At 59.8% G+C, this 24,763-nt stretch carries 25 protein-coding genes; 10 read left to right on the top strand and 15 right to left on the bottom strand.

The window, feature by feature from the left end:
* Positions 1–11: 11 nt before the first annotated feature.
* Entirely contained in the window at positions 12–1,199 is a 1,188-nt protein-coding gene (locus AC0J6G_RS12670) for an acetate kinase (protein ID WP_475248226.1), read from the bottom strand.
* The gene (locus tag AC0J6G_RS12665) at positions 1,200–1,571 is read right to left on the bottom strand and encodes a DUF3565 domain-containing protein (RefSeq protein WP_475248224.1); all 372 of its coding nucleotides are present in this window, start codon (positions 1,569–1,571) and stop codon (positions 1,200–1,202) included. It lies immediately after the preceding gene.
* Between AC0J6G_RS12665 and AC0J6G_RS12660 the strand changes: the two genes are divergently transcribed.
* The 3 genes from AC0J6G_RS12660 to AC0J6G_RS12650 all read left to right on the top strand — a co-directional run bounded on the left by AC0J6G_RS12660 (position 1,540) and on the right by AC0J6G_RS12650 (position 3,585).
* Complete coding sequence (locus AC0J6G_RS12660; RefSeq protein ID WP_475248222.1) at positions 1,540–2,025, top strand: FKBP-type peptidyl-prolyl cis-trans isomerase; 486 nt, start codon at positions 1,540–1,542, stop codon at positions 2,023–2,025. The genes AC0J6G_RS12665 and AC0J6G_RS12660 overlap by 32 nt on opposite strands.
* Before the next feature lie 244 nt (positions 2,026–2,269).
* Positions 2,270–2,752 (top strand): glutathione peroxidase, encoded by a 483-nt coding sequence (locus tag AC0J6G_RS12655; RefSeq protein WP_475248220.1) that lies wholly within the window; start codon positions 2,270–2,272, stop codon positions 2,750–2,752.
* Between the two features lie 95 nt (positions 2,753–2,847).
* Positions 2,848–3,585 carry a nitroreductase family protein gene (locus AC0J6G_RS12650; RefSeq protein WP_475248218.1) on the top strand — a complete coding sequence of 246 codons (738 nt, stop codon included), beginning with the start codon at positions 2,848–2,850 and terminating at the stop codon, positions 3,583–3,585.
* A gap of 23 nt (positions 3,586–3,608) precedes the next feature.
* Here the strand turns inward: AC0J6G_RS12650 and AC0J6G_RS12645 are convergent, their stop codons facing one another.
* Genes AC0J6G_RS12645 through AC0J6G_RS12620 form a run of 6 tightly spaced genes read right to left on the bottom strand, consistent with a single transcriptional unit; the run spans position 3,609 to position 10,591 of the window.
* Positions 3,609–4,940: a DUF58 domain-containing protein gene (locus tag AC0J6G_RS12645; RefSeq protein WP_475248216.1), complete on the bottom strand. Its 1,332-nt coding sequence runs from the start codon at positions 4,938–4,940 to the stop codon at positions 3,609–3,611.
* A gap of 40 nt (positions 4,941–4,980) precedes the next feature.
* A complete protein-coding gene (locus AC0J6G_RS12640) occupies positions 4,981–6,087 on the bottom strand; it encodes an AAA family ATPase (protein WP_475248214.1) in 1,107 nt (368 codons plus the stop codon).
* Complete coding sequence (locus AC0J6G_RS12635; protein ID WP_475248213.1) at positions 6,084–7,337, bottom strand: DUF4350 domain-containing protein; 1,254 nt, start codon at positions 7,335–7,337, stop codon at positions 6,084–6,086. The genes AC0J6G_RS12640 and AC0J6G_RS12635 overlap by 4 nt, the downstream gene beginning before the upstream one ends.
* Positions 7,334–8,905 carry a DUF4129 domain-containing protein gene (locus AC0J6G_RS12630; protein WP_475248211.1) on the bottom strand — a complete coding sequence of 524 codons (1,572 nt, stop codon included), beginning with the start codon at positions 8,903–8,905 and terminating at the stop codon, positions 7,334–7,336. The genes AC0J6G_RS12635 and AC0J6G_RS12630 overlap by 4 nt, the downstream gene beginning before the upstream one ends.
* Positions 8,892–9,872 carry a stage II sporulation protein M gene (locus AC0J6G_RS12625; RefSeq protein ID WP_475248209.1) on the bottom strand — a complete coding sequence of 327 codons (981 nt, stop codon included), beginning with the start codon at positions 9,870–9,872 and terminating at the stop codon, positions 8,892–8,894. The genes AC0J6G_RS12630 and AC0J6G_RS12625 overlap by 14 nt, the downstream gene beginning before the upstream one ends.
* Entirely contained in the window at positions 9,869–10,591 is a 723-nt protein-coding gene (locus AC0J6G_RS12620) for an RDD family protein (protein WP_475248207.1), read from the bottom strand. Before AC0J6G_RS12620 ends, AC0J6G_RS12625 begins: the two co-directional genes overlap by 4 nt.
* Positions 10,592–10,810: 219 nt before the next feature.
* Between AC0J6G_RS12620 and sbcB the strand changes: the two genes are divergently transcribed.
* Positions 10,811–12,241, top strand: a complete 1,431-nt coding sequence (gene sbcB, locus AC0J6G_RS12615; protein ID WP_475248205.1) for an exodeoxyribonuclease I — start codon at positions 10,811–10,813, stop codon at positions 12,239–12,241.
* A gap of 99 nt (positions 12,242–12,340) precedes the next feature.
* On the opposite strand, the gene mvaT is transcribed toward sbcB, so the two are convergent.
* Positions 12,341–12,715, bottom strand: a complete 375-nt coding sequence (gene mvaT, locus AC0J6G_RS12610; RefSeq protein WP_475248203.1) for a histone-like nucleoid-structuring protein MvaT — start codon at positions 12,713–12,715, stop codon at positions 12,341–12,343.
* A gap of 301 nt (positions 12,716–13,016) precedes the next feature.
* Between mvaT and purU the strand changes: the two genes are divergently transcribed.
* From purU to AC0J6G_RS12595, 3 genes are read left to right on the top strand one after another with little or no spacing between them, the layout of a single operon-like run.
* On the top strand, positions 13,017–13,868 hold the full coding sequence (gene purU / locus AC0J6G_RS12605; RefSeq protein WP_475248201.1) for a formyltetrahydrofolate deformylase: 852 nt from the start codon (positions 13,017–13,019) through the stop codon (positions 13,866–13,868).
* Positions 13,869–13,908: 40 nt separating this feature from the next.
* The gene (locus tag AC0J6G_RS12600; protein ID WP_475248199.1) at positions 13,909–14,334 is read left to right on the top strand and encodes a CBS domain-containing protein; all 426 of its coding nucleotides are present in this window, start codon (positions 13,909–13,911) and stop codon (positions 14,332–14,334) included.
* A gap of 26 nt (positions 14,335–14,360) precedes the next feature.
* Entirely contained in the window at positions 14,361–14,546 is a 186-nt protein-coding gene (locus tag AC0J6G_RS12595; RefSeq protein ID WP_475248198.1) for a hypothetical protein, read from the top strand.
* Positions 14,547–14,586: 40 nt separating this feature from the next.
* Here AC0J6G_RS12595 and AC0J6G_RS12590 read toward each other — a convergent pair whose 3' ends face one another.
* A complete protein-coding gene (locus AC0J6G_RS12590; RefSeq protein WP_475248196.1) occupies positions 14,587–16,464 on the bottom strand; it encodes a methyl-accepting chemotaxis protein in 1,878 nt (625 codons plus the stop codon).
* Between the two features lie 128 nt (positions 16,465–16,592).
* On the opposite strand from AC0J6G_RS12590, the gene AC0J6G_RS12585 reads away from it, so the two are divergent.
* Positions 16,593–18,092: a helicase HerA-like domain-containing protein gene (locus AC0J6G_RS12585; protein ID WP_475248194.1), complete on the top strand. Its 1,500-nt coding sequence runs from the start codon at positions 16,593–16,595 to the stop codon at positions 18,090–18,092.
* A gap of 57 nt (positions 18,093–18,149) precedes the next feature.
* On the opposite strand, the gene AC0J6G_RS12580 is transcribed toward AC0J6G_RS12585, so the two are convergent.
* Both AC0J6G_RS12580 and AC0J6G_RS12575 read right to left on the bottom strand, forming a co-directional pair.
* Positions 18,150–18,362 (bottom strand): hypothetical protein, encoded by a 213-nt coding sequence (locus AC0J6G_RS12580; protein WP_475253726.1) that lies wholly within the window; start codon positions 18,360–18,362, stop codon positions 18,150–18,152.
* A gap of 243 nt (positions 18,363–18,605) precedes the next feature.
* Positions 18,606–19,361, bottom strand: coding sequence for a substrate-binding periplasmic protein (locus tag AC0J6G_RS12575; protein WP_475248192.1), 756 nt, complete (start codon positions 19,359–19,361; stop codon positions 18,606–18,608).
* 362 nt (positions 19,362–19,723) lie between these two features.
* Between AC0J6G_RS12575 and AC0J6G_RS12570 the strand changes: the two genes are divergently transcribed.
* Positions 19,724–20,017 (top strand): hypothetical protein, encoded by a 294-nt coding sequence (locus AC0J6G_RS12570; RefSeq protein ID WP_475248190.1) that lies wholly within the window; start codon positions 19,724–19,726, stop codon positions 20,015–20,017.
* Between the two features lie 9 nt (positions 20,018–20,026).
* Here AC0J6G_RS12570 and AC0J6G_RS12565 read toward each other — a convergent pair whose 3' ends face one another.
* Positions 20,027–20,572, bottom strand: coding sequence for a tetratricopeptide repeat protein (locus AC0J6G_RS12565; protein ID WP_475248188.1), 546 nt, complete (start codon positions 20,570–20,572; stop codon positions 20,027–20,029).
* Between the two features lie 239 nt (positions 20,573–20,811).
* On the opposite strand from AC0J6G_RS12565, the gene AC0J6G_RS12560 reads away from it, so the two are divergent.
* Positions 20,812–21,945 (top strand): M14 family metallopeptidase, encoded by a 1,134-nt coding sequence (locus tag AC0J6G_RS12560; protein WP_475248186.1) that lies wholly within the window; start codon positions 20,812–20,814, stop codon positions 21,943–21,945.
* Between the two features lie 53 nt (positions 21,946–21,998).
* Here the strand turns inward: AC0J6G_RS12560 and gcvT are convergent, their stop codons facing one another.
* Both gcvT and AC0J6G_RS12550 read right to left on the bottom strand, forming a co-directional pair.
* Positions 21,999–23,123: a glycine cleavage system aminomethyltransferase GcvT gene (gcvT, locus tag AC0J6G_RS12555; protein WP_475248184.1), complete on the bottom strand. Its 1,125-nt coding sequence runs from the start codon at positions 23,121–23,123 to the stop codon at positions 21,999–22,001.
* Between the two features lie 126 nt (positions 23,124–23,249).
* The gene (locus AC0J6G_RS12550; protein ID WP_475248182.1) at positions 23,250–24,626 is read right to left on the bottom strand and encodes an L-serine ammonia-lyase; all 1,377 of its coding nucleotides are present in this window, start codon (positions 24,624–24,626) and stop codon (positions 23,250–23,252) included.
* Positions 24,627–24,763: the final 137 nt, after the last annotated feature.

Here is a 24,763-nt window from a genome sequence, read left to right as displayed (position 1 = left end):
AGGGGCTCCGTTCAGGCGTCGAGTAGCGCCAGGGTATCGAGGGCGATCTGTCGTTCTTCGTTGGTCGGTATCACCAACACACGCGGGTGGCCATGGGCCTGGATTGGCCCGGTACTACCGCGCACGGCCTTGGCGTTAGCAGGCTCGTCGAGGCATAGGTTGAGTAATTTAAGGTGGGCAATCGTTTTACTGCGTATCAGCGGTGAATTTTCGCCAATGCCGCCAGTGAAAATCAGCCCGTCGAGTTGCGGCAGCGCGCAGCTGATGGCGGCCAGCGATTTGGCTAAGCGGTAGCAAAACACCTCAATGGCCAGCGTCGCGCCGGCATGGCCTTGCTCGCGGGCCTGCTCAAGGGTGCGCATGTCATTGGACAGGCCGGACAATCCCAATAGGCCACTTTCTTTGTTAAGCAACGTTTCGATTTGCTCCAGGCTCCAGCCCAGGGTGCGCGCCAGGTGGCTATGCAAATTAGGGTCGACGTCACCGCTGCGCGTGCCCATCACCACACCTTCTAGGGGCGTCAGGCCCATGCTGGTGTCGCGGCTTTGGCCATCGACGATGGCGCAGGTCGAGCAGCCGTTGCCTAAATGCGCGACCAGCCAGCTGCTGGCATTTACCGGCAGCCCCGTCATCTCGGCAGCGCGTTGGCTGACAAAGCGGTGGCTGGTACCGTGAAAGCCATAACGGCGTACACGGTGCTCGCGATACAGCGACTCCGGTAGGGCATAACGATAGGCGTGTTCGGGCAGGGTTTGGTGGAATGCGGTATCGAACACCGCCACTTGCGGCAAGCTGGTAAACAGCTTGATCGCTGCTTCGATACCCAGCAGGTTGGCCGGGTTATGCAGCGGTGCTAAAGGTGCGGTGGCGCGGATCGCGGCAATGGTTGAGTCATCGAGCGTGCTGGCCGCGGTGAAGTGCTCGCCGCCGTGCACCACGCGATGGCCGATGCCTTGTAGCTGACCGCCAGCAGCCGTTTGGACCAGGGGCAGCACGTGTGCGAGCGCGGCGCGATGGTCTGCGTGAGGCAGCATCAGGCTCTGTTTGTTGCCATCGTGCTGCCAATGCACCTGGGCATCCGCGTCGCCGAGGCGTTCGGCTATCCCGCTAAAAGACAAGTGCTCGTGGTCTTCATTGATTAGGGCAAACTTGATTGACGAGCTGCCGCAGTTAATCACCAGAATGTTACGCGCGGGCATTTACCGCTCCTTATTCAAGTCGTGTGGCGGGCGCTGTATGGCCGCCGCATTTGCGTCATGTTCGGCCGCACACCAGCCACAGGTAAAGGCTTTACCCAGCTGTGCTTTACGTTGTTTGGCGTCTAGAACCCAGGCGCGATTCTGCCAGGGTGGTTGATGGCGTAAGTGCTGCGTGTGGCCGCAGGACAATACTGCCACCCAATCGCCGTGCTCATCCTGACGAAAATCAAGTAAGCGCACGCCTGCCGCGCGTGGCCGTCCGTCTGCGTCCGGTTCGCTTTCGCGCGTACCCTTGGGTAAACTTGCCCGCTCTTTATTTCCACGCAAAAGGTCTCGCCCCATGCTGATCGCCGCCAATAAGGCCGTCTCCATCGACTATACCCTGACTAACGATGCCGGTGAGGTGATCGACAGTTCCGCAGGCGGCGCGCCGCTGGTTTATCTGCACGGTGCTGGCAACATCATCGGCGGCCTGGAAAAAGCCCTGCTGGGCAAGCAGGTTGGCGACGAACTGGACGTTGCCGTTGAGCCGGAAGACGCTTACGGCGAATACAGCGCCGAGCTGGTCGCCACCCTCAACCGTTCGATGTTTGAAGGCGTTGATGAGCTGGAAGTCGGCATGCAGTTCCACGCTTCCGGTCCGGACGGCGGTATGCAGATCGTCACTATTCGCGATCTTGAAGGCGACGACGTGATTGTTGACGGCAACCATCCCCTGGCTGGCCAGCGTCTGCACTTCAAGGTCAAGATTGTTGAAATCCGTGATGCTAGCGAAGAAGAAGTCGCCCATGGCCACGTCCATGGCGAAGGCGGTCATCACCACTAAGCAGCAGTCCTTGCCTGCTGTGCGTTGGCCAGGCAGCGTTTTCGATGAAACGACTTGCGGTTGTTTCTTCCCAACGCGCTACTGCTAAGCTGCAACAGAAGAAAGGCGCCTTCAGTTAGGCGCCTTTTTTATGAACCGCCATCCTTGGCGGTCACCCTGCGGACCGTCGCGGTGCGACGTTAAAAATGGCTCCCGGCCATTTTTGTCCGCCACGCGTAACCCATGTGTTCTCAAGGAGTTAGCCATGAGTGCCTTTCACGACCTCAACCTGCGTGCCCTGGATGGCCAAGCGCTGCCGCTGGCACCCTTCAAAGGGCAGGTGGTATTGGTGGTCAATGTGGCGTCCAAGTGCGGCCTGACGCCTCAATATGCGGGCCTGGAAAAGCTCTATCAGCAGTATAAAGATCAGGGATTCAGCGTATTGGGCCTGCCGTGCAACCAGTTTGCCGAGCAAGAGCCCGACAGCGAGGACGCCATTCGCGCGTTTTGCAGCCTTAACTACGGTGTGACCTTCCCATTGGGCAGCAAGCTTGAGGTCAATGGGCCGGAGCGCCACCCGCTGTATCGCCTACTGGCGGGCGAGGGCGCCGAGTTTCCCGGTGACATCACCTGGAACTTCGAGAAATTCCTCGTTGGTCACGACGGTCGCGTGCTGGCGCGCTTCTCGCCGCGCACCACGCCGGATGATCCGAGCATCATTCAGGCCATTGAAAAGGCCCTGGGCTAAGGCCATTTGCGCCAAGGCTGCGGACTAAGCCGGTACACGGCTTGTTCGCAGCCAAGCATCGCGGCTTAATCGGGCGACCTGCCGAGGATGCCCCCATGAGCCTGTTTCCCGCCGACACTGCCATTTCCCCCGCCACCCCCGCCGCACTGCGTGAGCTGATCGAAAGCCGCCGCGCGGTACGCCGCTTTACCGCCGAAGCGGTGCCTGATGAGGTGGTGCGTGATTGTCTGGAACTGGCGGTGCTCGCACCCAACTCCTGCAACTTGCAGCCCTGGAGTTTTCAGGTGATTCGCGATCCGGCGTTGCTGGCCCGTTTGCACCCGGTGTGCATGAGTCAGAACGCCGCCAAGGCGCCGCTGATTATTGCCGTGCTCGCACGCCCGGACACCTGGAAGCAGGCTTGCCAGAACATCATCGACTACTGGCCGGAGCCGGAAGTGCCGGCGCGGATTCGCAGCTTCTACACCAAGACCGCACCCTTTCAGTACAACCAGGGGCCGTTCGGTCTGTTTGGGCTGTTCAAACGTCAGCTGCTGCGGGTGGCAGCCTGGCGCAAACCGTTGATGTGCGCGCCCAACAGCCAGGCGCAGATGCGCATCTGGGCGGTGAAGTCCACGGCGCTGGCGGCGCAGAACCTGATGCTGGCCTTCCAGAGCTATGGCTATGCCACCTGCCCGATGGAAGGTTTCGATGAGGTGCGCCTGCGCAAGACCCTGAACATCCCGCGCCAGGCTTTGCCAATCATGCTGCTGGCGGTGGGCAAGCAGGACGAGAAGGGCGTGTACAACCCACGCTTACGCTTTCCGTTGGAGCAGCACGTCACCTGGTTATAGCGATAGATGGGCCGGCGCTGCTCTTACAGCACGCCGGCTTTTTTCCAGGCTAGATAACTGCTCACCAGCTGCGGCCCCAATTCACTAGGACGTGCATCCAGCACTGGCACCTTGTTGGCAATCAGGCGCTCGTGCAGGCCAGCGCGGGCATTCAGGTAGTCAAGTGTACCGCAGTAGTCCAGGGCGCTGGAGAGGTCCTGCACCCGGGTGTGGCGCAGGGTATCCAGCACTTCTTCACGCAGGCTTGCAACCAGCACGCGGTGCTGGCGGCCCAGGCGTTTGACCGCGCCGAGCAGCGCCTGATCATCCTCATCGCGCAAGTTGGTTACCAGTACCACCAGGGCGCGGCGGCGTTGGCGGCTGAGCAGGTTTTCCACTGCGGCGGTGAAGTCCGCCGGTTGCTGGGTGTTGCGCAGGTCATAGAGGGCATTGAGCAGCACATTCAGCTGCGCCTGGCCTTTGACCGGGGCGAGGAAGCGGTTCTGCTCGCCGGCAAAGGTCGACAGACCCACCGCATCGCCCTGGCGCAGCGCCACGTAGCTGAGTAGCAGGCAGGCGTTGAGGGCATGATCGAAGTGCGACAGCTCGCCATCCTGGCTGCGCATGCGCCTGCCGCAATCGAGTAGGAAGATGATCTGTTGATCGCGTTCATCTTGGTATTCGCGGGCAATCGGTGTGCGTTTGCGCGCGGTGGCCTTCCAGTCGATCTGCCGCAGGGTGTCGCCGTCGCGGAATTCGCGCAGCTGGTGGAATTCCTGACCGAGGCCACGGCGCTGTTGCTGGCGCACGCCAAGCTGGCTGAGCCAGTCATCCACCGCCATCAACTGTGCGCCATACAGGCGAGCAAAGTCCGGGTAGACGCGGGTTTCACCAGCCACGGGCAGATAACGCCGGGCGCGCCACAGGCCCATGGGGCTGGGCAGGCTGACTTCGCACTGCGGGAAATGGAAATGTCCGCGCAGCAGTGGGCGCACGCGGTAACTGACCTGAGTTTGCTCACCAGGATGTAGATCAACTTTGAGCGGCAGGTGCTCGAAGGCCATATCGCCGGGCAGATGGTCGAACACCTCCACTTGTAGCGCACGGGTGTAGCTGTGGTGCAGATTCAGCCGCACGTCGCTCCAGCGCCCCAGCGGCAGGTTACCGGGAAGCTGGCGCTCGATGCGTGGCGACGGCACTTGGCGCAGCAGCAGGGCGTCGACCAGCGCCAGGCCGAGCAGCACTAACAGCAGGCCCCAGTAAATTGACGTGAAGCTGCGCGGCACGGCTACGCCCAGGGCGCTGCAGATACCCAGGGCAATGCCGAGCACGAACAAACCAGCGAGCAGCGCCAGCAGCGCGCGTGAGGGCTTCATGCAGATGCGCCTTTCAATGCGGGCTTTTGCCAGGTACGGGTCATAGGCGCGGTGCCGGAACCTGGTCGAGCAGCTGTTGCAGCACCTGATCCACTGACAGGCCTTCGATATCCAGCTCAGGTGACAGCCTTACGCGGTGGCGCAATACGGCCAGGGCACAGCCCTTGATATCATCCGGCAGCACAAAATCACCACCGCGCAGTAGCGCGCGGGCGCGGCCGCAGCGTACCAAGGCAATCGAAGCGCGTGGCCCAGCGCCGATGGCCAGACCCGGCCAGGTACGGGTGGCACGGGCAATGCGCACGGCGTAGTCGAGGACCTGCTCATCAATCGGCAGGTCGCTGGCAATTTTCTGCAACGCCAGTACGTCGCGAGCCTGCAGCAGAGTGCGCAGTGGGGTGACTTCGAGCATGTCGGCTTTGCTTGAGCGCGCCACCTGGCGAACCATATTCAGCTCTTCGCTCTGCTCGGGGTAATCCATGCGCAGCTTGAGCATAAAACGGTCGAGCTCGGCTTCCGGCAGCGGGTAGGTGCCTTCCTGCTCGATCGGGTTCTGCGTGGCCAGCACCATAAACGGCAGCGGCACGTTCAGCGCGCGACCTTCCAGGGTCACTTGACGTTCCTGCATGACTTCCAGCAGCGCGGCCTGGGTCTTGGCCGGGGCGCGGTTGATTTCATCCGCCAGCAGCAGGTTGGTGAATACCGGGCCCTTGCGCAGCTTGAACTGCTCGCTCTGCAGGTCGTACACGGCGTGGCCGGTGACGTCGCTGGGCATCAGGTCCGGGGTGAACTGGATGCGCGCAAACTCGCCGCCAAAGCAGCGTGCCAGGGCACGCACCAGCAGGGTCTTGCCGAGTCCGGGAACGCCTTCGACTAGCACATGGCCACCGGCAATCAGGGCGCTGAGTACGTCGTCGATCACCGCTGTCTGGCCGATCAGGGCTTTCTGCAGTTCACCACGCAGGGCCTGAGCCAGTTGGCTGGCGCGCTGGCGCTGCGCATTTGGATTCGCCGCTGCGGCTGCCGGGGTCGCTGGTGCTGGGGCCGGTAGAGGCGTTTCGCTGGCCGCCGCTTCGACGGTTTCAGCGGCGACAGGGGCTGATTCGATCTCGCTGTCCGGCTGTTCGGGGGTGTGTTCGCTCGTCATAGGGCATTCCTGAGGGTTTGCAGGTTGGCGACCTGGCGGGTGAAGTCGGCGGCGGCCAGTCGCTGCTTGGGCAACGGCCGCATGGCTTGGCTGATAACGCTGGAAGGCTGGCGGGTCAGGCGGCTAAGCACCTGCCATTGTTCGGCCACCGCGAGGCGTTCGAAACCGGGATGACGATGGCGGGCGCGGCGCTGAATGTCTTGTTGCAAGCCTTGCAACAGGCTGTGCTGGCCGTTGTGGCGCAGCAGGAAGTCAGCGCTGCCGCGCAGGTGCTCCTGCAACTGGCGGCGATTGCGACTGGCGGGCAACTGCAGCGGGCCCTGGCGCATGCCCAGGTGCCAAAGGCCGAATGCCAGCAACAGCGCCAGGGCGACCAGCGCCTGGGGGAAGTGTTCTAACAGCAGGCTAAACAAGTCATCGCGGTCGGCGCGGTAGAGCAGTGTCACCTGGCTGTCCTGGGTCATGTACCAGAGCAGCCAGGCGTTGTCGTATTCGTTGATGTGGGCGTTCTGCCAGATCCAGCTGTCACTGACCACGCTGATCAAACCATCGCCATGGTAGAGCTGCAGCAGGTGGGTGGCGGCATCGCTGTTGGCCCAGGCGTGAGCGCGGTCCTCGGCATCATAAAGGTGAAAGCCGGTATCGAAGTTAAAGTAGGCCGGCGCCTCTTCGTTTTCCAGATACAGCTGGGTAAGTTCCGGGTAGGCGTTTTCTGCGTCTGCTGCGGCCGGTGCGTTCTCATCCGGTATCAGCTCGACTGGTTGCTCGGCGTTGGCCCCGTCCTCTGTTGAGGCCTCTTCATCCGTCGCCTCGCTGGCGTCTTCGTCGAGCTCTTCGCTCTCGTATTGCTGGATGCCCAGGCTGTCGAGCAGCAAGTCGCCACTTTTGCCTTCCTCTTCGTCCCACAATCGTTCGGCAACAAACAGCAGATGACCACCCTTGGCGGCCCAGGCCAGCACGCGTTCGGCCTGCTTGGGCGTCATGCGGCTGCGATCGCCGAGCAGCAGCAGGGTATGCCCGGTGCTCGGCAGGTCTTTTATAACGTCCGGGCCATCAGCCCGCTGCACCTGCAAGCCCTGTTTGCGCAGGAAGTGCTCGGCGGCCAGGTAAGGATTGGCCTGCGCTTCGGGGTCGGGGCCATGTTCGAGGGTTTCCTGATAGGGCGTGACCTTGCCCAGTAGGTGGATGCCGAGCAGGCCGAACGCTACTAGCAGGCCGGCGCCGAGCAGGAACTGGATGCGCCGCTTCATGCCCGTGCCTCATGCTCGAACAGGCGCCGCCAGGCCGAACACAGTTCCTGCTTTAGCGCTGCCGGTGGCAGTTGGTGGCCGTAGGCCAGGTTCTGCCAGTGCTGCGTCAGTACCTGGCTGAATTGGCTGAGGTCTTGCTGGCGCAGCGCGTGCACCCGTTGCAGCACCTCACTTTCGGTATGTGAGCGTTGCAGCGGTAGGTGTTGTTCATAGAGCATGCGGCTGAGCAGGGCGCGGTAAAGCAAGCCGAGGGCTGCGCGCGGTTGCTCGTCCCAGAGTCGTTCAACTTCGCTGGGGATATCGGCAGGCAGGCTTTGCGGGGCCATTTCCAGGCCAAACAATTGTGTCGGTGGCGAGTGTTGGCGCGCTTGTGGCAATCGCAGACGCCCGGCAAAGGCGCTCAGCCAGTCGCGGTAGCGCCACAGCAGCCAGGCGATCAGGCTGAACAGCGCGGCCCACAGCAATACTTCAAAGAACAACGCCACGGCATCAACGCTTTGCCATGATTTGCTCAGGGTAAACAACCTCTCCAGTAAGCGCTGCAGAGCCGAAGAGTCTGCTGCCTCGGGGTCTTCGAGCTGTTCGCCAAAACGCCAGCGGGTGACGGTTTCGCGGTGTTCGAAGGGCGGCTGATCGAGCAGCTGGTTGATACTCTCCTGGGCTTCCAGGCTGGTCAGCGGTTGTTTAAGCAGGCGCTCGGCCTGTGGCCCTATGGGGTCTTCAATCGGCAGCGGGCAGCTACGGGCAGCGGCCATGGCGCTGTTTGGCATCTGCAGCAGGAGCAGGCCGCAACCGAGTAGCAGGGCATAGGCCACGCCCGTTAGGCGTTGGCGTAGCTGACGGAACACCAGTTCAATGTCCCAGGCTTCCAGGGCGGTACGGCGGTTCAGGTACAGGGTGAATCCACAGGCCACGTAAATCGGTTCCCACAGAATCAGCAGCAGGGCATAGAGCAGGTTGGATAAGTGCTCCAGCCACAGCCATTCGCCAGCGGCGACATTGATCAAACTGCTCCAGCTCCAGCTCATCTCAATCTGCGCCGGCAGCAGCATGTAAAACAGGCTGATCATGCCAAGCCACAACGCTGTTTCCAGATGAATGCCGACAATTGTCAGCCAGCTGGCACCTTTTACGTTGCGCTGGCCCAGGACCGTCAGGCGCTGGCTGCGGGCTTTACCGGACAAGCCTTCAAGCTGCATCACCGGTAGGTCGAAACTGCGCATAGGGCTGAACCTGCGCCAGGTTAGGCTGGCCAGTAGTTGTGGTTTAAGCAGGCTGGGCAGCGCTTGCAGGGCCTGTTTAAGGCTGGGTGTTGCCCCGAACAAAGCATGCGAAAGGATGTACAGCGGCAGGCGCTCATAAGCCGGCTTGAGCCACCAGAAAATCAGCACGGCGATACTCGGGTAATCCCAGAGCAGTACGCACAGCAGGGCGAAAATCGGCAGGGTGACCATCGCCCAGCTGAGCATCAACAGGCCGGCGTGTTGCCTGGCCAGCAGTACGCCAAGGTCGATAGCCTCCCAGGCACTGCGGGGACGAATCACCACGCTGGCATCAGTCAGGCGCATGTGCACCTCGACCCGCCAGCACGAGGTAGGCCAGCACCAGCAGCCAGAGGCCAGCGCCTACCCAGTATTTAACCAAGGGGCTGGCCAAGTCCATGGAGGACCAGTAAGCCTCAATAAAAGCAGCCAGCAGCAGAAATACGATCACCCCGCCGATCAGCCGTACGCTGCTGCCAGCGGCTACGCGCAGGGCTTCGCCGCGTGGCAGGCGGCCAGGCGCCAGCAGCGCCCAACCAAGTTTCAGGCCCGCCGCGCCGGCCAGGGCAATGGCGGTGAGTTCGAAAGCGCCATGGCCAATGACGAACGACCAGAAAGTTTCGCCATAGCCAATCTGGGTCAAATGGCCGGCCACTGCGCCGATCATCAGGCCGTTGAATAGCAGGAAGAACAGGCTACCCAGGCCAAACAGCAGGCCGCTGGCAAAGGTCTGAAAGGCAATGCCGATGTTGTTCATGATGTAGTAACCAAACATCATCCAGTCATCGCCAGAGTCGCGTTCGCTGAAACGACCGATGCGCCTGGCATCGGGGTCGTACATCTTTTCCATCTCGGCGACTTGATCCGGGCCCATTACGGCATAGACCAGGCCAGGGACGTAATAAACTAATGTGCCCATCAACAGCAGACTGCCGAAGAACAGTAGGCAGGCCGCCGTGACAAATCGCCACTCGGCGCGGACCAGGCGCGGGAAGCCGGCGAGGATAAACCCGAGCAACTGCCCGCCCAATGGGCTGCGGTGGCGATAGAACTGCTGATGCCCGCGCATGGCTAGCTGTTGCAGCTGCTCGATCAGGTGGCTGCTGTAGCCACGGCTCTGCGCCAACGCCAAGTGTTGGCATAAGCGCCGGTAAGTCGCGGCAAAGCGTTTGCACTGCTGGCTATCGGCTTTACCGCGCGCCAGCGCGTCGAGTAGGGCGCTAAAGGTCTGCCAGTCGCTCTGGTGCTGCTGTTCAAACAGGCTCTGTTTCATGTTGGACCTAACAGCCCGCGGGCGATGCCATAGATCCGCTGCTCAGCCTGATCGGCGGGCACCTGCAGCGGCTCGGCAAGAATACTCGCCAGCTCGTGGCGGCGCGCGCTGGAAAGGTTCTGCGCGCGCTCGGTAAAGCCGAGCAGGGCGCGCTGTTCATTCAGGTTCATGTGGAACGGTGCGCGGAGAGCTTCGGCCTGCGGCAGCTCGGGAGTGGTTGGGGGGGCATCGCAATAAACCACCAGGGTGCCCGCAGCGATATCACCCAAGCGTTTAAACGCCGGATGATTGAGACAACTAAGAATGCCCAGGGTGTAGCCGAAGGGCAGGATGTCGACGAAGCGCAACAGGTTGCGGGTCAATGACGCCGCCCAGCCAACGGGGGTGCCGTCGTCATGAATCACCCGCAGGCCCATCACCTGCTTGCCGGGGGAGCGGCCCTGGTTGAGCACTTCAAACAGCACCATGTACCACCAGGTCACAAGAAACAGCAGGATGGTGCCCAGGCCCATGCCGAACTGGCCAAGCATCGCCAAAGCCGCAAACAATACACCGAGCAGTGCACCGCGAATCAGCAGGTCAATGCTGAATGCCAGCGCGCGCGGCACGAGACCCGCCGGGCGCAGGAGCAAGTCGATGCCTTCCGGTGTTTCCACTTTATAGCGGGTATCCAGCAGCGGGCGGGCGGCAACTGAAGCGGGGGGTGGCGTGGATGGCATCGGCAGACTGCATCGAGGAAAGCCCGATGCTAGCCAGCGGCAGGCAGGGACGCAACCGGCGCCGTCACAAGTCTGTGCGCTGCCGGGCTATTTACCGCGCATTGCCGGGCTACGAAGCGGCTGGGGTGGGTGATGTGCATGCAAGCGTTGCTGGCGAGGGCGACGGTGCGCGAGTAGCAGGATGCTAGACTGCCCGCGCCTCAACATCAGGACGCCACTGTGACTTCCAGCCTTTTTTGGTACGACTACGAAACCACCGGTATTGACCCGCGCCGCGACCGGCCGCTGCAGGTGGCCGGAATTCGCACCGATGAAAACCTTAATGAAATCGCCGAGCCGCTGAATATTTACTGTCAGCCCAGCGACGATATTTTGCCGCACCCGGCTGCCTGCCTGGTGACCGGGATTACCCCAAGCACGTTAGCCGAGCACGGCCTGGATGAAGCTGAGTTTATGAGTCGTGTGCATGCCGAGCTGTCGCTACCAGGCACCTGTGGGGTGGGTTACAACAGCCTGCGTTTTGATGACGAAGTCACGCGTTACAGCCTGTATCGCAACTTCTACGACCCCTATGCCCGTGAGTGGCAGAGCGGCAATAGCCGTTGGGATTTAATCGATTTGGTCCGTACGGCTTATGCCTTGCGCCCCGAAGGCATCATTTGGCCTGAAGAAAATGGGCGTGTGACGCTTAAGTTGGAGCGCCTGACTGCGGCCAATGGCATTGAACATGGCCAGGCGCACGATGCCTTATCGGATGTGCGCGCCACTATTGCCTTGGCGCGGTTGCTGCGTAACAAGCAGCCGAAGTTGTATGACTATCTCTATCAATTGCGCAGTAAACAACGGGTGCAAGACCAGGTGCGGTTATTGCAGCCCTTGGTGCATGTTTCCGGGCGTTATGCCGGTGCGCGCCATTATCTGGCGGTGGTGTTGCCACTGGCTTGGCATCCGCGTAATCGTAATGCGCTGATCGTCTGTGATTTACAGGCGGATATTACGCCGTTGCTGAATGACTCCGGCGAGGCCTTGCGTACGCGCCTTTATACGCGGCGTGATCAACTGGCCGAGGGCGAATTGCCGGTGCCGCTGAAGTTGCTGCATATCAACCGTTGCCCCGTTGTTGCGCCGATGAACGTATTGCGCGCGCAGGATATTCAACGCCTGCAACTCGATATTCCGGCTTGCCAGGCACAGGCTGAACACTTACAGGCTAAGTCTGCTCTTTGGCAGGACAAGCTGACGCACATTTATGCCGAAGAGCCGTTCGCTGCCAATCAAGATCCGGAGCAACAACTGTATGACGGCTTTATTGGCGAGCGCGACCGTCGCTTGTGTGAGCAAGTGCGGCGTGCTGACCCGCAACGCCTGGCCGAGACTGACTGGCCTTTTGATGATGCGCGTCTGCCCGAGCTGCTGTTTCGTTACCGGGCGCGTAACTTTGCTACAACTTTAAATGCTGAAGAGCAGCAGCGCTGGCGCACCTTCTGCCAGCAGCGCTTGAGTCATCCCGAATATGGTGCACCGAATACCCTTGAGCAGTTCGAGCAGGCCATGGCTGACGTATTGGCCAGCGTGGATGCGCCACAGCAGGCGGTGTTGCAGGAGTGGCGTACTTATGCCGAACGGCTGCGCCAACAATATGCCCTGTAATATGTGGGGTTATATGCTGCGCCATGAGTAAAGCCAGCGCCCATAAAAAACGCCAGCAGTGCTGGCGTTTTTATTTGTTGCAGTACGGCGTGCGCTTGCTTAGTCCAGCAGAGTGACCCAGCTTTCAACGACGTCGCCGCCCCATTTAGCTTTCCACTCTTTCAGCGTTTTGTGGTTGCCACCTTTGGTTTCAATCACTTCGCCGGTGTTCGGGTTTTTATACTGCTTAACTTTGCGAGCACGCTTGGTGCCAGTAGTTTTGTTGGCGCGGACTACTTTGCTGGTCTTGGCGTCCGGGTCAAGCATGGCAATGATGTCGCGCAGCGACTTCTGATATTCACCCATCAGCGCCCGCAGCTTGCCTTCGAATTCCAGTTCTTTTTGCAGCTTGTCGTCTTGCGACATGCTTTTTAGGCGGTCTTGCAGTTCTTTGATGGCTTCTTCGGTAGCGCGGTATTCGTTGATCAGCGACATGTAGGGTGTGCCTATACTAGGGGTGGCGTTTAATTGTCAGTAATAGTAGACAGGCACTTTTCACAAGTAAACCGCTTTATGGGTATTTTTCAGCAATTGTATTGTTAAGTAACTTGTTGGTCATTTTGCTTGTTATGCAGGTGCACATGTTTGTGCCCGTTATTTGTGCGGTATGAGCTCGTTTCTGCCGGGCTGTCGTGTGGTCGTGCCGCGCATTCACCGCAATAGAAGGGGTTTGAGTACTGCAGTTTTGTCCTGCTGTGACTAGAATGGCGACTTTATTTGAGCGCCGGAGCCGTTGATGCGTACTTTTCGATTGGTCATTGCCTGCCCTGACCGGGTCGGGATCGTGGCTAAGGTCAGCAACTTTCTGGCCACTTATAACGGTTGGATTACCGAAGCGAGTCATCACTCGGATAATCAGAGTGGTTGGTTCTTTATGCGCCACGAAATTCGCGCAGACTCGTTGCCGTTCGATCTGGACGGGTTTCGTCAGGCATTTGCGCCAATTGCCCGCGAGTTTTCCATGGAGTGGCGGGTTACCGACTCGGCGGTGAAAAAGCGTGTGGTGCTGATGGCCAGTCGTGAATCCCACTGCCTGGCTGATTTGCTGCACCGCTGGCACAGCGATGAGTTGGATTGCGACATCCCCTGCGTGATATCTAACCACGATGACCTGCGCAGCATGGTGGAGTGGCACGCAATTCCTTTCTTCCATGTACCCGTTAATCCGCAGGATAAGCAGCCCGCCTTCGATGAGGTGGCGCGCTTAGTAAATGCCCATGAAGCAGACGTGATTGTATTAGCGCGTTATATGCAGATTCTGCCTGCGGCCCTGTGCGTTGAATATTCCCAGCGCGTTATCAATATCCACCACAGCTTTCTGCCCTCGTTTGTTGGGGCCAAGCCCTATCATCAGGCCTCGTTACGCGGGGTCAAGTTGATTGGTGCCACCTCGCACTATGTAACCGAGGAGCTGGATGCCGGGCCGATCATCGAGCAGGACGTCGTACGCGTCAGCCACCGCGACAGCATCGAAGAGATGGTGCGTTTGGGCAAAGATGTCGAAAAGATGGTCCTGTCACGTGGTCTACGCTATCACTTAGAGGATCGTGTATTGGTGCACGATAACAAGACGGTGGTGTTCGACTGAGGTGTAAGGTGCACTTCAGTTCAGGCAGAGGAGTGTGCTGATGCTCAAGTCAATCAAAGTGCGTGATTACATGACCCGTAATCTGGTGACTTTTCGCCCTGAAATGAACCTGTTTACTGCTATCAACCGGCTGCTTGAACACCGTATTTCCGGTGCGCCGGTGGTGGATGGGCAAGGGCATCTGGTGGGCTTGCTGTCGGAAGGTGACTGCTTGCGCGGCATCCTCTCCGGCGCTTATTACGAGTCGGCAGGCGGTAATGTCAGCGCGTATATGACCACCGAAGTTGAAGTGATCTCGCCTGAAGCGGACATCATCGAAATATCCGAGCGCTTTCTGCGTGGTCGACGCCGGCGTTTGCCGGTGGTCGAGGACGGTCGTTTAATCGGCCAGGTCAGCCGCAGCGATGTGCTGCGTGCGGTCAAAGAGTTTGCCCAGCATGATGAAGGCCGTCTGGCGGTTAACTGACTGCGCTTGTAGCTGCTGGAGGTGTTATGAACGATCCGCTCACGCGTGGCACATCCAGCGCACCACCCGTCCTGGGGGAAGGTTGCACGCAACGTTATGACCCTCACGCGCTGACACCCGAGGACGGCACCGAGTTTGCCGATGCTGCCGAGCTGTGGCGGCAGATGCAACAGGGCGAACAGCCGCCCGCGGATAGCGATAAACAGAAATAAAAGGGGCGCTCAGTGAGCGCCCCTTTTATTGGTGCGTTTGTTAAATGCGGAAGCTGTCAACCAATTGCTTCAGGCGGGTGGCCTGTTGCTCCAAATCACCGCAGGCGCGCAGGGTGGCATTGAGGTTTTCCACGCCTTCCTGGTTGAGTGTATTGATTTCGGTAATGTCGACGTTAAGCGACTCGATGACCGAGGTTTGCTCTTCAGTGGCGGTGGCCACCGACTGGTTCATCCCATCAATTTCGCCGATGCGCTCGGTCACGCTGCTCAGGCGTGCACCGGCCTGGTTGGCGATCTCTACGCTCTCTTCGCTGTAACGCTGGCTTTCGGTCATGGTGGTGACCGACTCGCGGGAGCCGACCTGCAGCTCTTCGATCATTTTTTCTATCTCCTGCGCTGACTCCTGGGTGCGATGAGCCAGGTTGCGCACTTCATCGGCGACTACGGCAAAGCCGCGGCCCGCTTCACCAGCGCGCGCGGCTTCGATAGCAGCGTTGAGTGCCAGCAGGTTGGTTTGCTGCGAGATACTTTTGATTACCTCAAGAATCTGGCCGATGTTCACCGTTTTGCTGTTGAGGGTCTCGATATTGCTGCAGGAGGCGCTGATTTTGCCTGACAGCTCATTCATCGCGATGATGGTTTTTTCGACCACGATGCGGCCGTCTTCTGCCAAATGGCGTGCGTCGGAGGCTTGATTCGAGGCGTCGGCAGCGTTGCGTGCGATCTCTTGGGCCGCAGCGCCTAACTCGTTGATTGCCGCTGCCACGCTGTTGGTGCGGCTGGCCTGCTCGTCTGAGTTAATCATCGATGAGTTTGAGGCGCCGACCACTAACTTAGCCACTTCATTAACCTGGCGGGTGGCGGACGACACCTCGCGGATCGAGCTGTGGATGCGCTCGACAAACTGGTTGAATGCCGTAGCCAGGCGGCCGAACTCGTCATTGGCCTGAATGGTCAAGCGCTTGGTCAGGTCGCCTTCGCCCTGAGCGATATCCTCCATGGCTTTACCCATCACATTCAATGGTTGCATCAATACACTGATCAGCATGCTCAGCAGCAACATGATCAGCACCACCGCGATAACGGTGGCGATGATGGCTGATGTACGGAACTCGCTGAGCACTGCATAGGCCTTGGCTTTATCGATGGACAGGCCGACATGCCAGTTCACTGAAGGCAGGCCCTTGACCGGGGCAAAGGTGAAGATTCGGGTTTCGCCATTGAGCTCTGCTTCGCTGACCTCGCCGCTGATCCGTGGGGTGTTTTGCGGATAGACCTCGCTGAGGTTTTTCATCACTTGTGATTTGTCCGGGTGGACCAAGATCTTGCCATCGGCGCTGATCAGAAAGGCATAACCCATCCCAGCAAAGTCCAGCGAGTTGATGATTTCAACAAGGGTGTTGAGGCTCAGGTCGCCGCCTACAACCCCAGCCCCTTTGGCGGGCGTGGCAACGGTAATGATCAGCTCGCCGGAGACAGCGTCAACGAAGGGTTCGGTGAGAGTGGTATCGCCAGCACTCAAGGTATTTATGTACCAGGGGCGAGTGCGCGCATCGAAATCAGCAGACATCTGCGCGTCTGGGCGCATAAAAAAGCTGCCGTCTTGGGTGGCGAGATAGGTGAAAGAGAAGGTCGAATTCAGCGCTTTCTGCTCTAGAAGTTTGGTCACGCGATCTTCGCTGCTGTCGTTGGCGATCGATTGTGCCGTGCTTTCCACCAGAAGGGTGCGTCCTGACAGCCAGTTGGAAATGTTGCTCGCCGTAACGTTGCCCATTTCGTGCAGATAGCTTTCCAGGTCATCACGGATGGCGTTGCGTTGCAGGTAATCGTTGTACAAAGTGAACAGGGAAAAGGCCGCGATCACCACCAGTGAGGCGGCGAGCAGAATTTTATGGCTGAATTTAAGGTTGTTGGTCATGGCTTCTTGCGTCCGGTAAGTTCTAGCATCAGTCTTGGCTGATGTAAGGCAATTGCACCGCCAACGGTGAGGCGATGCTGGCTATGTCGGCCTAGTAGCAGTAAAGCTTTAACCGCGGAGATAACAAGATGGTGCAAGCCGATCAGTTTATTGTGGGGGCCGACCCTGAGGGGGTGTCTGTGGGGCAGGCGCTGCGTCTGGCTAACCGACACGGGTTGATCGCAGGTGCTACAGGCACCGGGAAAACGGTGACCTTGCAGCGCCTCATTGAAGCCTTCAGCGATGCCGGCGTGGCGGTGTTCGCCGCCGATGTGAAAGGTGATCTCTGTGGCCTAGGGGCCGCCGGTACGCCGCAAGGCAAGGTGGCTGAACGGATTGCCAGCATGCCTTGGCTTAACCACCAGCCGATGGCTTACCCGGTCACCCTGTGGGATGTTCACGGTCAAAGCGGCCATCCGCTGCGCACCACATTGAGTGAAATGGGGCCTTTGCTGTTGGGCGCATTGCTAGAGCTCACCGAGAGCCAGCAGGCCGCACTGTATGCCGCGTTTAAAGTGGCGGATCGCGAAGGGTTGCTGCTGCTTGATTTGAAAGACCTTAAGGCGTTGCTGGCGCACCTGAAAAGCCATCCCGAGGTGCTCGGCCACGACAGCGCGTTGTTCACGAACACCTCATCGCAGGCCCTGCTGCGTAAGTTAGCGGGCCTTGAGCAGCAAGGCGCTGATGCGCTGTTTGGTGAGCCAGCCTTGCAGCTGGAAGACATTCTGCACCCGGACCGCGATGGTCGCGGCCGCATTCACCTGCTCGATGCCAGTCGCCTGGTGCATGAGGCACCGAAGGTCTATGCAACCTTCCTGCTCTGGTTGCTGGCCGAGTTGTTCGAGCAGCTGCCGGAGCGCGGTGATGCCGACAAACCTTTGCTGGCGCTGTTCTTCGACGAAGCGCACTTGCTGTTTGCCGATACCCCGAAGGCCTTGCAGGAGCGACTGGAGCAAGTGGTACGACTGATTCGCTCAAAAGGCGTGGGCGTGTATTTTGTCACCCAGTCGCCCGGCGATTTGCCGGATGATGTGTTGGCGCAGCTCGGTCTGCGTATCCAGCACGGCCTACGCGCGTTCACCGCCAAAGAGCAGAAGTCGCTGCGCGCGGTGGCCGATGGTTTCCGGCCGAACCCGGCCATCAATACGCTGACGGTACTCACCGAGCTGGGTATCGGGGAAGCTCTGGTGGGCACGTTGGAAGCCAAAGGTACGCCGGCCATGGTGCAGCGGGTGGCGGTTGCGCCGCCGCAGTCGCGTATTGGCCCGTTGAGTGAGGCCGAGCGCGCCGTCTTGATTCAGCAATCGCCTTTGCGGGGGCGCTACGATAAGCAAATCGATCGTGAGTCGGCGTATGAGTTATTGACTGCCCGCGCTGAGCAGGCTGCGCAACAGGCAGAGCAAAGCAAGCCAAGCGTTACCGGTAAGAAGGCTGAGGCCGGCGGCGGTATTGGCGGCGCGGCCGGTGAGCTGCTCGGCGGTTTGGCCAGTCAGGTCATGAAAACAGCCATGCGCCAGGCCGCCAATCAAATTGGCCGGCAACTGGTGCGTGGTTTGTTGGGGTCGCTGATGGGGGGTAAGGGGCGTTGAGCCAGCGACCATCCCACTTAGGGATGGTCGCATGTACGGCTAACAAGGCAGCGAGCGTCAGCTTGATGCGGCTTCTGCCTTGGTTTGTAGCTCTTTCTCGATTTTTTCCAGCTCTTTGTCAAACGCTTGGTCGAGAAGGTTAGCCTTCTTGCGCCATGGCTTGCGCTCGGGATCCGGTTGAGCGGCGTAGGTAATCACTTCCCCGCCGTAAACATCCTTGTAACGCTGCGCCTGGCGCTCGAGTTCGGCGCGCAGTTCGTCTTTCGTCACGTAGTTACCCATGGTCTTGAACAGGATATTGGCTGGATGCCAGGCATATGACCTAGGCACCTGAGACGGCCAAACAGTTTTAGCTCACGCATTTATTGAGCATGGCGAATAGTTTCAATGACTATTGCCGCGCTGGTTTGCCCTTTAATTGTGTATTACCTGAACGAATTGTCAGGTTTGTTAAAGGGCTAATTAGGTTGCGCCCAGCAATTATGGCGAAGCCAAGTTAAATGTCCAGCCTGCTTAATTGGCAGGTTGTAGACCGTAGCGTTGCAAAATGGTTGCAAGCTGGCCGTTATTGCGTAGCGTACCCAGCCCGCGATTGAATGCCTGAAACTGCGCTGGGCTGACCTTCTTGCGGGAAAAACCAATGCCGTATGAAATTGACGTCAAATGCCCGGCGTTGCGCAGCGCGTAGAGATATTCATGCTCAATCAAATGCCGGGCAACATCGCGGTTAAGCACCACAACACCTTGGTCACCAAAACGCCCAGCATTGAGCATCAACAACAGCCGATGGTTATTGGTCACCAGTTTAACCTCGACATCCGGTGTGTTCTTCAGGCTTTCCTGTAGTACGAATGAGGTGCCTGACGGGCCATACACGCCGACCTGGTGGCCGCCTAAATCCTCTGGTTGGCGGTAATGGAAGTTATTCGAGCGCAGGGTGTAGAAGTCGTAACCGGAGGTCACCAGCATGGGCGTAATCAGAAATGCCTGATGCCGCTCAGGTGATTGAATTACGGTGAAGATACCGTCTACTTCGCCATCTTCGGCCTGCTGCAGCGCGCGGCGCCAAGGCAATACTTCAATACGGCAGCGCCACTGCAAGAGTAGGCATGTGGCGTTAACTATTTCAGGCAGCGCGCCACTGGCAATTGCACCGCGCGAATAACTGAAGGGTGGGAACTCCTCGGTTACAAAGTGCAGGTTCTCGGCCGCTGAGTTACTGGCCGCAATGAAGACCGTCAGTGCGAACAGTGCATGGCGTAACAACACGACTTAATCCTTTAGTTGCGATGAACGCTTGTAGGCGCTGCATGATCGGAGTGTGGCTAATTGGCCTGCGCGGTGCTCGTTATTATTAGCCTTGTGTCAGCGTATTTGCCTAGTAGCTGTTTGCGCAGGTTGGCGTGCATGCAGGTTGTGCTCAAAGCACCTTGCGTCTCCAGTGCGGCGCCCGGCTGTTCGGTAATACCTTGCAAACTCTATGCAATTGAGTAAACCGGCGTGCCTCCCTACATTTGCGCCCGCAGCGGTGAGACCTCTGCACGGTTGATTAGCTGGGTTGCTCAATCATGGCGATGGTCACTGGGCCGCGGCCGCCAATCAGGCCGCTAACGGCTGTTACGGAGAGTGTTATGCGTAAGTCGATGCAAATGGGTGGGCTGGGGCTGTTGCTGATAGGCCTGGTTGGTTGCGAGGCGGCTGAGCAAACAGCGCAAAAGCTGGCTGAAAAAGCCGAGCAAGCGGTTGTGGATGTTGCCCGCGAGGCGGTTGATGAGACCGTGAAAGAGTTCAACAAGCAGGTGGACGAGGTGCAGCAGTCAACCAATGAGTGGCTGGGTAAACCCGCTGAAGAAGCACAAGCGCAGCCCGAGCAGCCGCAGGCGGAACCGGATGGCCAGGCTGCGGCGGAGTCTATCGAGACCTGAGTCGAGGGTTTAGGGCATTTCCTGCAGCGCCTTGCAGCTGGCGCCGTAGTTCTGCTGGCAAGCGCTGGTGAACAGACGCCGGGCCTGATTGGCGTCAAGTGGTACGCCTTGTTCGCCGCGCAGGTAGAGGTTGCCGAGGATGTGCTGGGCCATCGGGTTGCCGCCGGCGGCAGACTGGTTGAGGTATTTGAGCATCTGTTGCGGGTTGTTGAAGTCCGGGTTGTCGCGGCCGGTATACAGGTAGGCCAAGCTGACGGCAGCCATGGCGTGGCCTTTGTCAGCGGCGAGCTTCCACCAGTACTCGGCCTGTTTGAGGTCCTTATTCGGCTTGCCGACGAAGTACAGGCTCCCGAGCTGGAACTGGCTGTCGAGATCACCTCGGTTGGCCTGGCTGCGCATGTTGGCCTCGGCGGCGCTGTTCTCGCGGGGGGGATCGGCTTGCTGGGCGGGCTGTTCGGTCTGGCTTTGCTGCGGTTGGCTGGCACAGCCGCCCAGCAGCAGGCCTGCACAGAGCAGTAACAACAGTGGGCGATGGCGTAGTGGCGCAATAGTCATGCGAATTGCTGCTCCCTTGAGTTGGCGTTGAGCGTGAAGTCGATCCTGTGGCGGGTACACACAAGACTACAGGCAAGCTGGCAAGTTGCGCGGCGGTCGAGCTGCCGGCTGCGTTGATCGTCCTTCGCGGGTTGCAGAATCCATATCAGTTTGTCGCCTGCAGCGTTTCGCCCGCGCGGCAGAGCTGCGATTCTTGGTCATCTCGCGTCTCTCCATGCATCCAGATCTTCGAGGTATTCATGCAGATCAGCTCCAACTTCGACAGCGGCAATATCGAGGTCATCGACGCCAGCAACCCGCAGCAGATGCTGCTGGCGATTCGTGCGGATCTTAACAGTGGGCATTTCCAGTGGTTCCATTTCAAGGTTGAAGGCTTGCAGCCTGGTCAGCCTTACGGCTTTAGCCTGGGTAATGCCGGGCAGTCGTCTTACAAGAATGCCTGGAGCGGTTACCACGCTGTTGCCTCTTACGATCAGCGCGACTGGTTTCGGGTGCCCAGCCGCTTTGAAGAGGGCGCGCTGAAGTTCAACATCGAACCGCAGCACGGGCAGATCTGGTTCGCCTATTTCGAGCCCTACAGCCGCGAGCGTCATAGCCAGTTGATCGAGGATGCGCAGCGTTTGGCGGGCGCCGAGCTGTTTGCCACGGGCAAGAGCATCGAGGGTCGGCCGATCGAGTTGTTGCGCATCAGCCGCAACCCGCAGGCGCAGCGCAAGATCTGGCTGATCGCCCAGCAGCATCCCGGTGAGCATATGGCTGAGTGGTTTATGCAGGGGCTGCTCGAGCGTCTGCAGCGGCGCGATGATGCCGAGCTGAATGCCCTACTGGAGAAGGCCGATCTGTACCTGGTGCCGAACATGAATCCGGACGGTGCCTTCCGTGGCCATCTGCGCACCAACGTTGCCGGCCGCGACCTTAATCGCGCCTGGCAGTCGGCCAGCGAAGCGGACAGCCCCGAGGTGTATTTCGTCCAGCAGCAGATGCGCGCGGTGGGCGTTGACCTGTTTCTGGATATCCACGGCGACGAGGAAATCCCTCACGTGTTTACTGCTGGTTGCGAAGGTAATCCGGGCTACAGCCCGCGCCTTGAGCGATTGGAAAACCAGTTCCGCCAGTTGCTGATCGATAACGGCGCCGAGTTTCAGACTGCCTTTGGCTACCCGCGCGACGAGCCGGGCCAGGCCAACACCACCCTGGCCTGCAATGCAGTGGGCATGGAATTCGATTGTTTGGCGTTCACCATCGAAATGCCGTTCAAGGACCATGATGATCGACCCAATCCGCACACCGGCTGGAATGGCGAACGTTCGATGCAGCTGGGCAAGGATGTGCTCAGCGTTGCGGCGGCGATGGTCGGGCAGCTGCGCGAGTAGCGCTGCGCCTTGTACCTAGCCCGGATTACCTCCGGGCTAGGTTAGGGCAGGGGTTAGCCGCGGTAGTAACGCTGCGGCACAAACGGGGTCTTGGCCACTTTCATCGCTACACGTTTGCCGCGCACCATGGCCCAGACCTCGGTATCCAGAGCGATATGGCTGCTCTGCAGGTAACCCATGGCGACTGGTGCGGCCAGGGTTGGGCCAAAGCCGCCGCTGCATACGCTGCCAATGACGGTGCCGTCAGCATCGACGATTTCCGCGCCTTCGCGCACGGGTACACGTTCCTGCGGCAGCAGGCCGACGCGCTTGCTGGTCACGCCTTCTTGCTGTTGGGCGAAGATGCGCGCTGCACCCGGGAAGCCACCCGCACGGGCGCCATCGGCACGGCGTACTTTGGAAATAGCCCACAACAGGCTGGCTTCGATCGGCGTGGTGCTGGTGCTCATGTCGTGGCCATACAGGCACAGGCCCGCTTCCAGGCGCAGCGAGTCGCGCGCGCCGAGGCCGATAGCGGCCACTTCTGGTTCGGCCAGCAGGCTGCGTGCGAGCATTTCAGCGTGCTCAGCGGGCACCGAAATTTCGAAGCCGTCTTCGCCGGTGTAACCGGAACGGCTGACGTAGCAGTCCACTCCCAGCAGGCGCACGGGCGCGAATTGCATAAAGGTCATCTTGGCAACGATGGGCGCTAGGCGCGCCAGCACATCGACGGCCTTCGGGCCCTGCAAGGCCAACAGTGCGCGGGCTTCGAACAGGCTCTCAATCTGGCACTGGCTGCCAATCTGCTGGTGCAGGTGGGCCAGGTCTTGGTGCTTACAGCCGGCGTTGACCACCAGAAACAGGGTGTCGTCACCCAAGTTGGCGACCATCAGGTCGTCGAGAATGCCGCCGTTTTCATCGGTGAACATGGCGTAGCGCTGCATGCCCACGGGCAGGTCGATGATGTCCACCGGCACCAGGGTTTCCAGGGCTTTGGCGGCATTCGCGCCGCGCAGGACGATTTGGCCCATGTGCGACACATCGAACAGGCCGGCCGCGTCGCGGGTGTGCAGGTGTTCTTTCATCACCCCCAGCGGGTATTGCACCGGCATGTCATAGCCGGCGAACGGCACCATGCGTGCGCCCAGTTCGAGATGCAGAGCGTGGAGCGGGGTTTTTGCCAGGGTTTCAGTGGTCATGCAGTTCTCCATGTTTGTATAAATCGCTTTTGTAGGAGCGAGGGGGACGCCTGGTTCTTGCTCGCGATTTGTTGCGAAAAGCATCGCGAGCAGGCTCGCTCCTACAGGGTTGTATGGTTGTTGGCGTTAGCACTCGACAATATTGACGGCCAGACCGCCGCGAGCGGTTTCCTTGTATTTGTTGTTCATGTCGGCGCCGGTCTGGCGCATGGTGCGGATCACTTTATCCAGCGAAACGAAGTGCTGGCCGTCGCCGCGCAGGGCCATGCGTGCGGCGTTGATCGCCTTTACCGAGCCCATGGCGTTGCGTTCGATGCACGGCACTTGCACCAGGCCGCCGATGGGGTCGCAGGTCAGGCCGAGGTTGTGTTCCATGCCGATTTCGGCGGCGTTCTCCACCTGATTGACGCTGCCGCCGAGCACTTCGCACAAGGCACCCGCAGCCATCGAACAGGCCACGCCGACCTCGCCCTGGCAACCGACTTCGGCACCGGAAATCGAGGCGTTTTCTTTATAGAGGATGCCGATGGCGGCGGCGGTGAGCAGAAAGCGCACCACGCCGTCGTCGTTGGCACCGGGGATAAAGCGGCTGTAGTAATGCAGCACCGCCGGCACGATACCGGCCGCGCCATTGGTGGGGGCAGTGACCACGCGGCCGCCGCTAGCGTTTTCCTCGTTCACCGCCAGGGCGTAGAGGTTGACCCAGTCGAGCACGCTCAAGGCATCACGCAGGCTGGCTTCCGGGTGCTGGCAGAGTTGGCGGTGCAGGGCGGCAGCGCGGCGTTTGACCTTGAGGCCGCCGGGCATGATGCCTTCGGTGCGGCAGCCGGCGCTGACGCAGTCCTGCATCACCTGCCAAATCTGCAGCAGGCGCGCGCGGGTTTCGGCTTCCGGCCGCCAGGCTGCTTCGTTGGCCAGCATCACCTGGCTTATCGTCAGGCTGTGTTCGGCGCACTGGGCCAGTAACTGTTTAGCGGTGGTGAAGGGGTACTGCAGCTCCGTGCTGTCGAGGGCGATGCGGTCGGCCCCGGCGGCCTGTTCGTCGACGACAAAGCCGCCACCGACCGAATAGTACTCACGCGAGCGGATCTGCAGACCATTGGCGTCGAAGGCGCGGAAGATCATGCCGTTGGGGTGAAACGCCAGCGGTTTACGGATCATCGCTAGGTGCTGTTTTTCCACAAAGCTAATGGGCTTTTCACCGAGCAATCGCAGTTCACCGCTGCTGCGGATCTGCGCCAGGCGCGCCGGCACTGAGGCGGTGTCTACCCGATCGGGTTGTTCACCTTCCAGGCCCAGCAGCACTGCCGTGTCGCTGCCATGGCCTTTGCCGGTTGCGCCCAGCGAGCCGTATAGCTCGACCTTGATGCTCGCGGTGCTGGCCAACAGATCATCACGGCGCAGGCCTTCGGCGAAGCGTCCGGCGGCCAGCATCGGCCCGACCGTGTGCGAACTGGAGGGGCCGATACCGATTTTGAACAGGTCAAATACGCTAAGTGACATGTGTTGCTCCGGGGTGCGCCATTGCCCTATCGCCAGCCTCGGTTCGGAATGACTCGGGGATTCACGCCGTTCGTACCTGCAGCTTAGATCTCTACTCAAGCTGCGCGGCCAAAGACGTCTGGATCAGGCTTGTTATT

It is taken from the genome of Pseudomonas sp. TS_SC_3 (assembly GCF_056156225.1).
The sequence above is the reverse complement of the archived record's forward strand: the minus strand, read 5'-3'. Positions and strand labels throughout refer to the sequence as shown.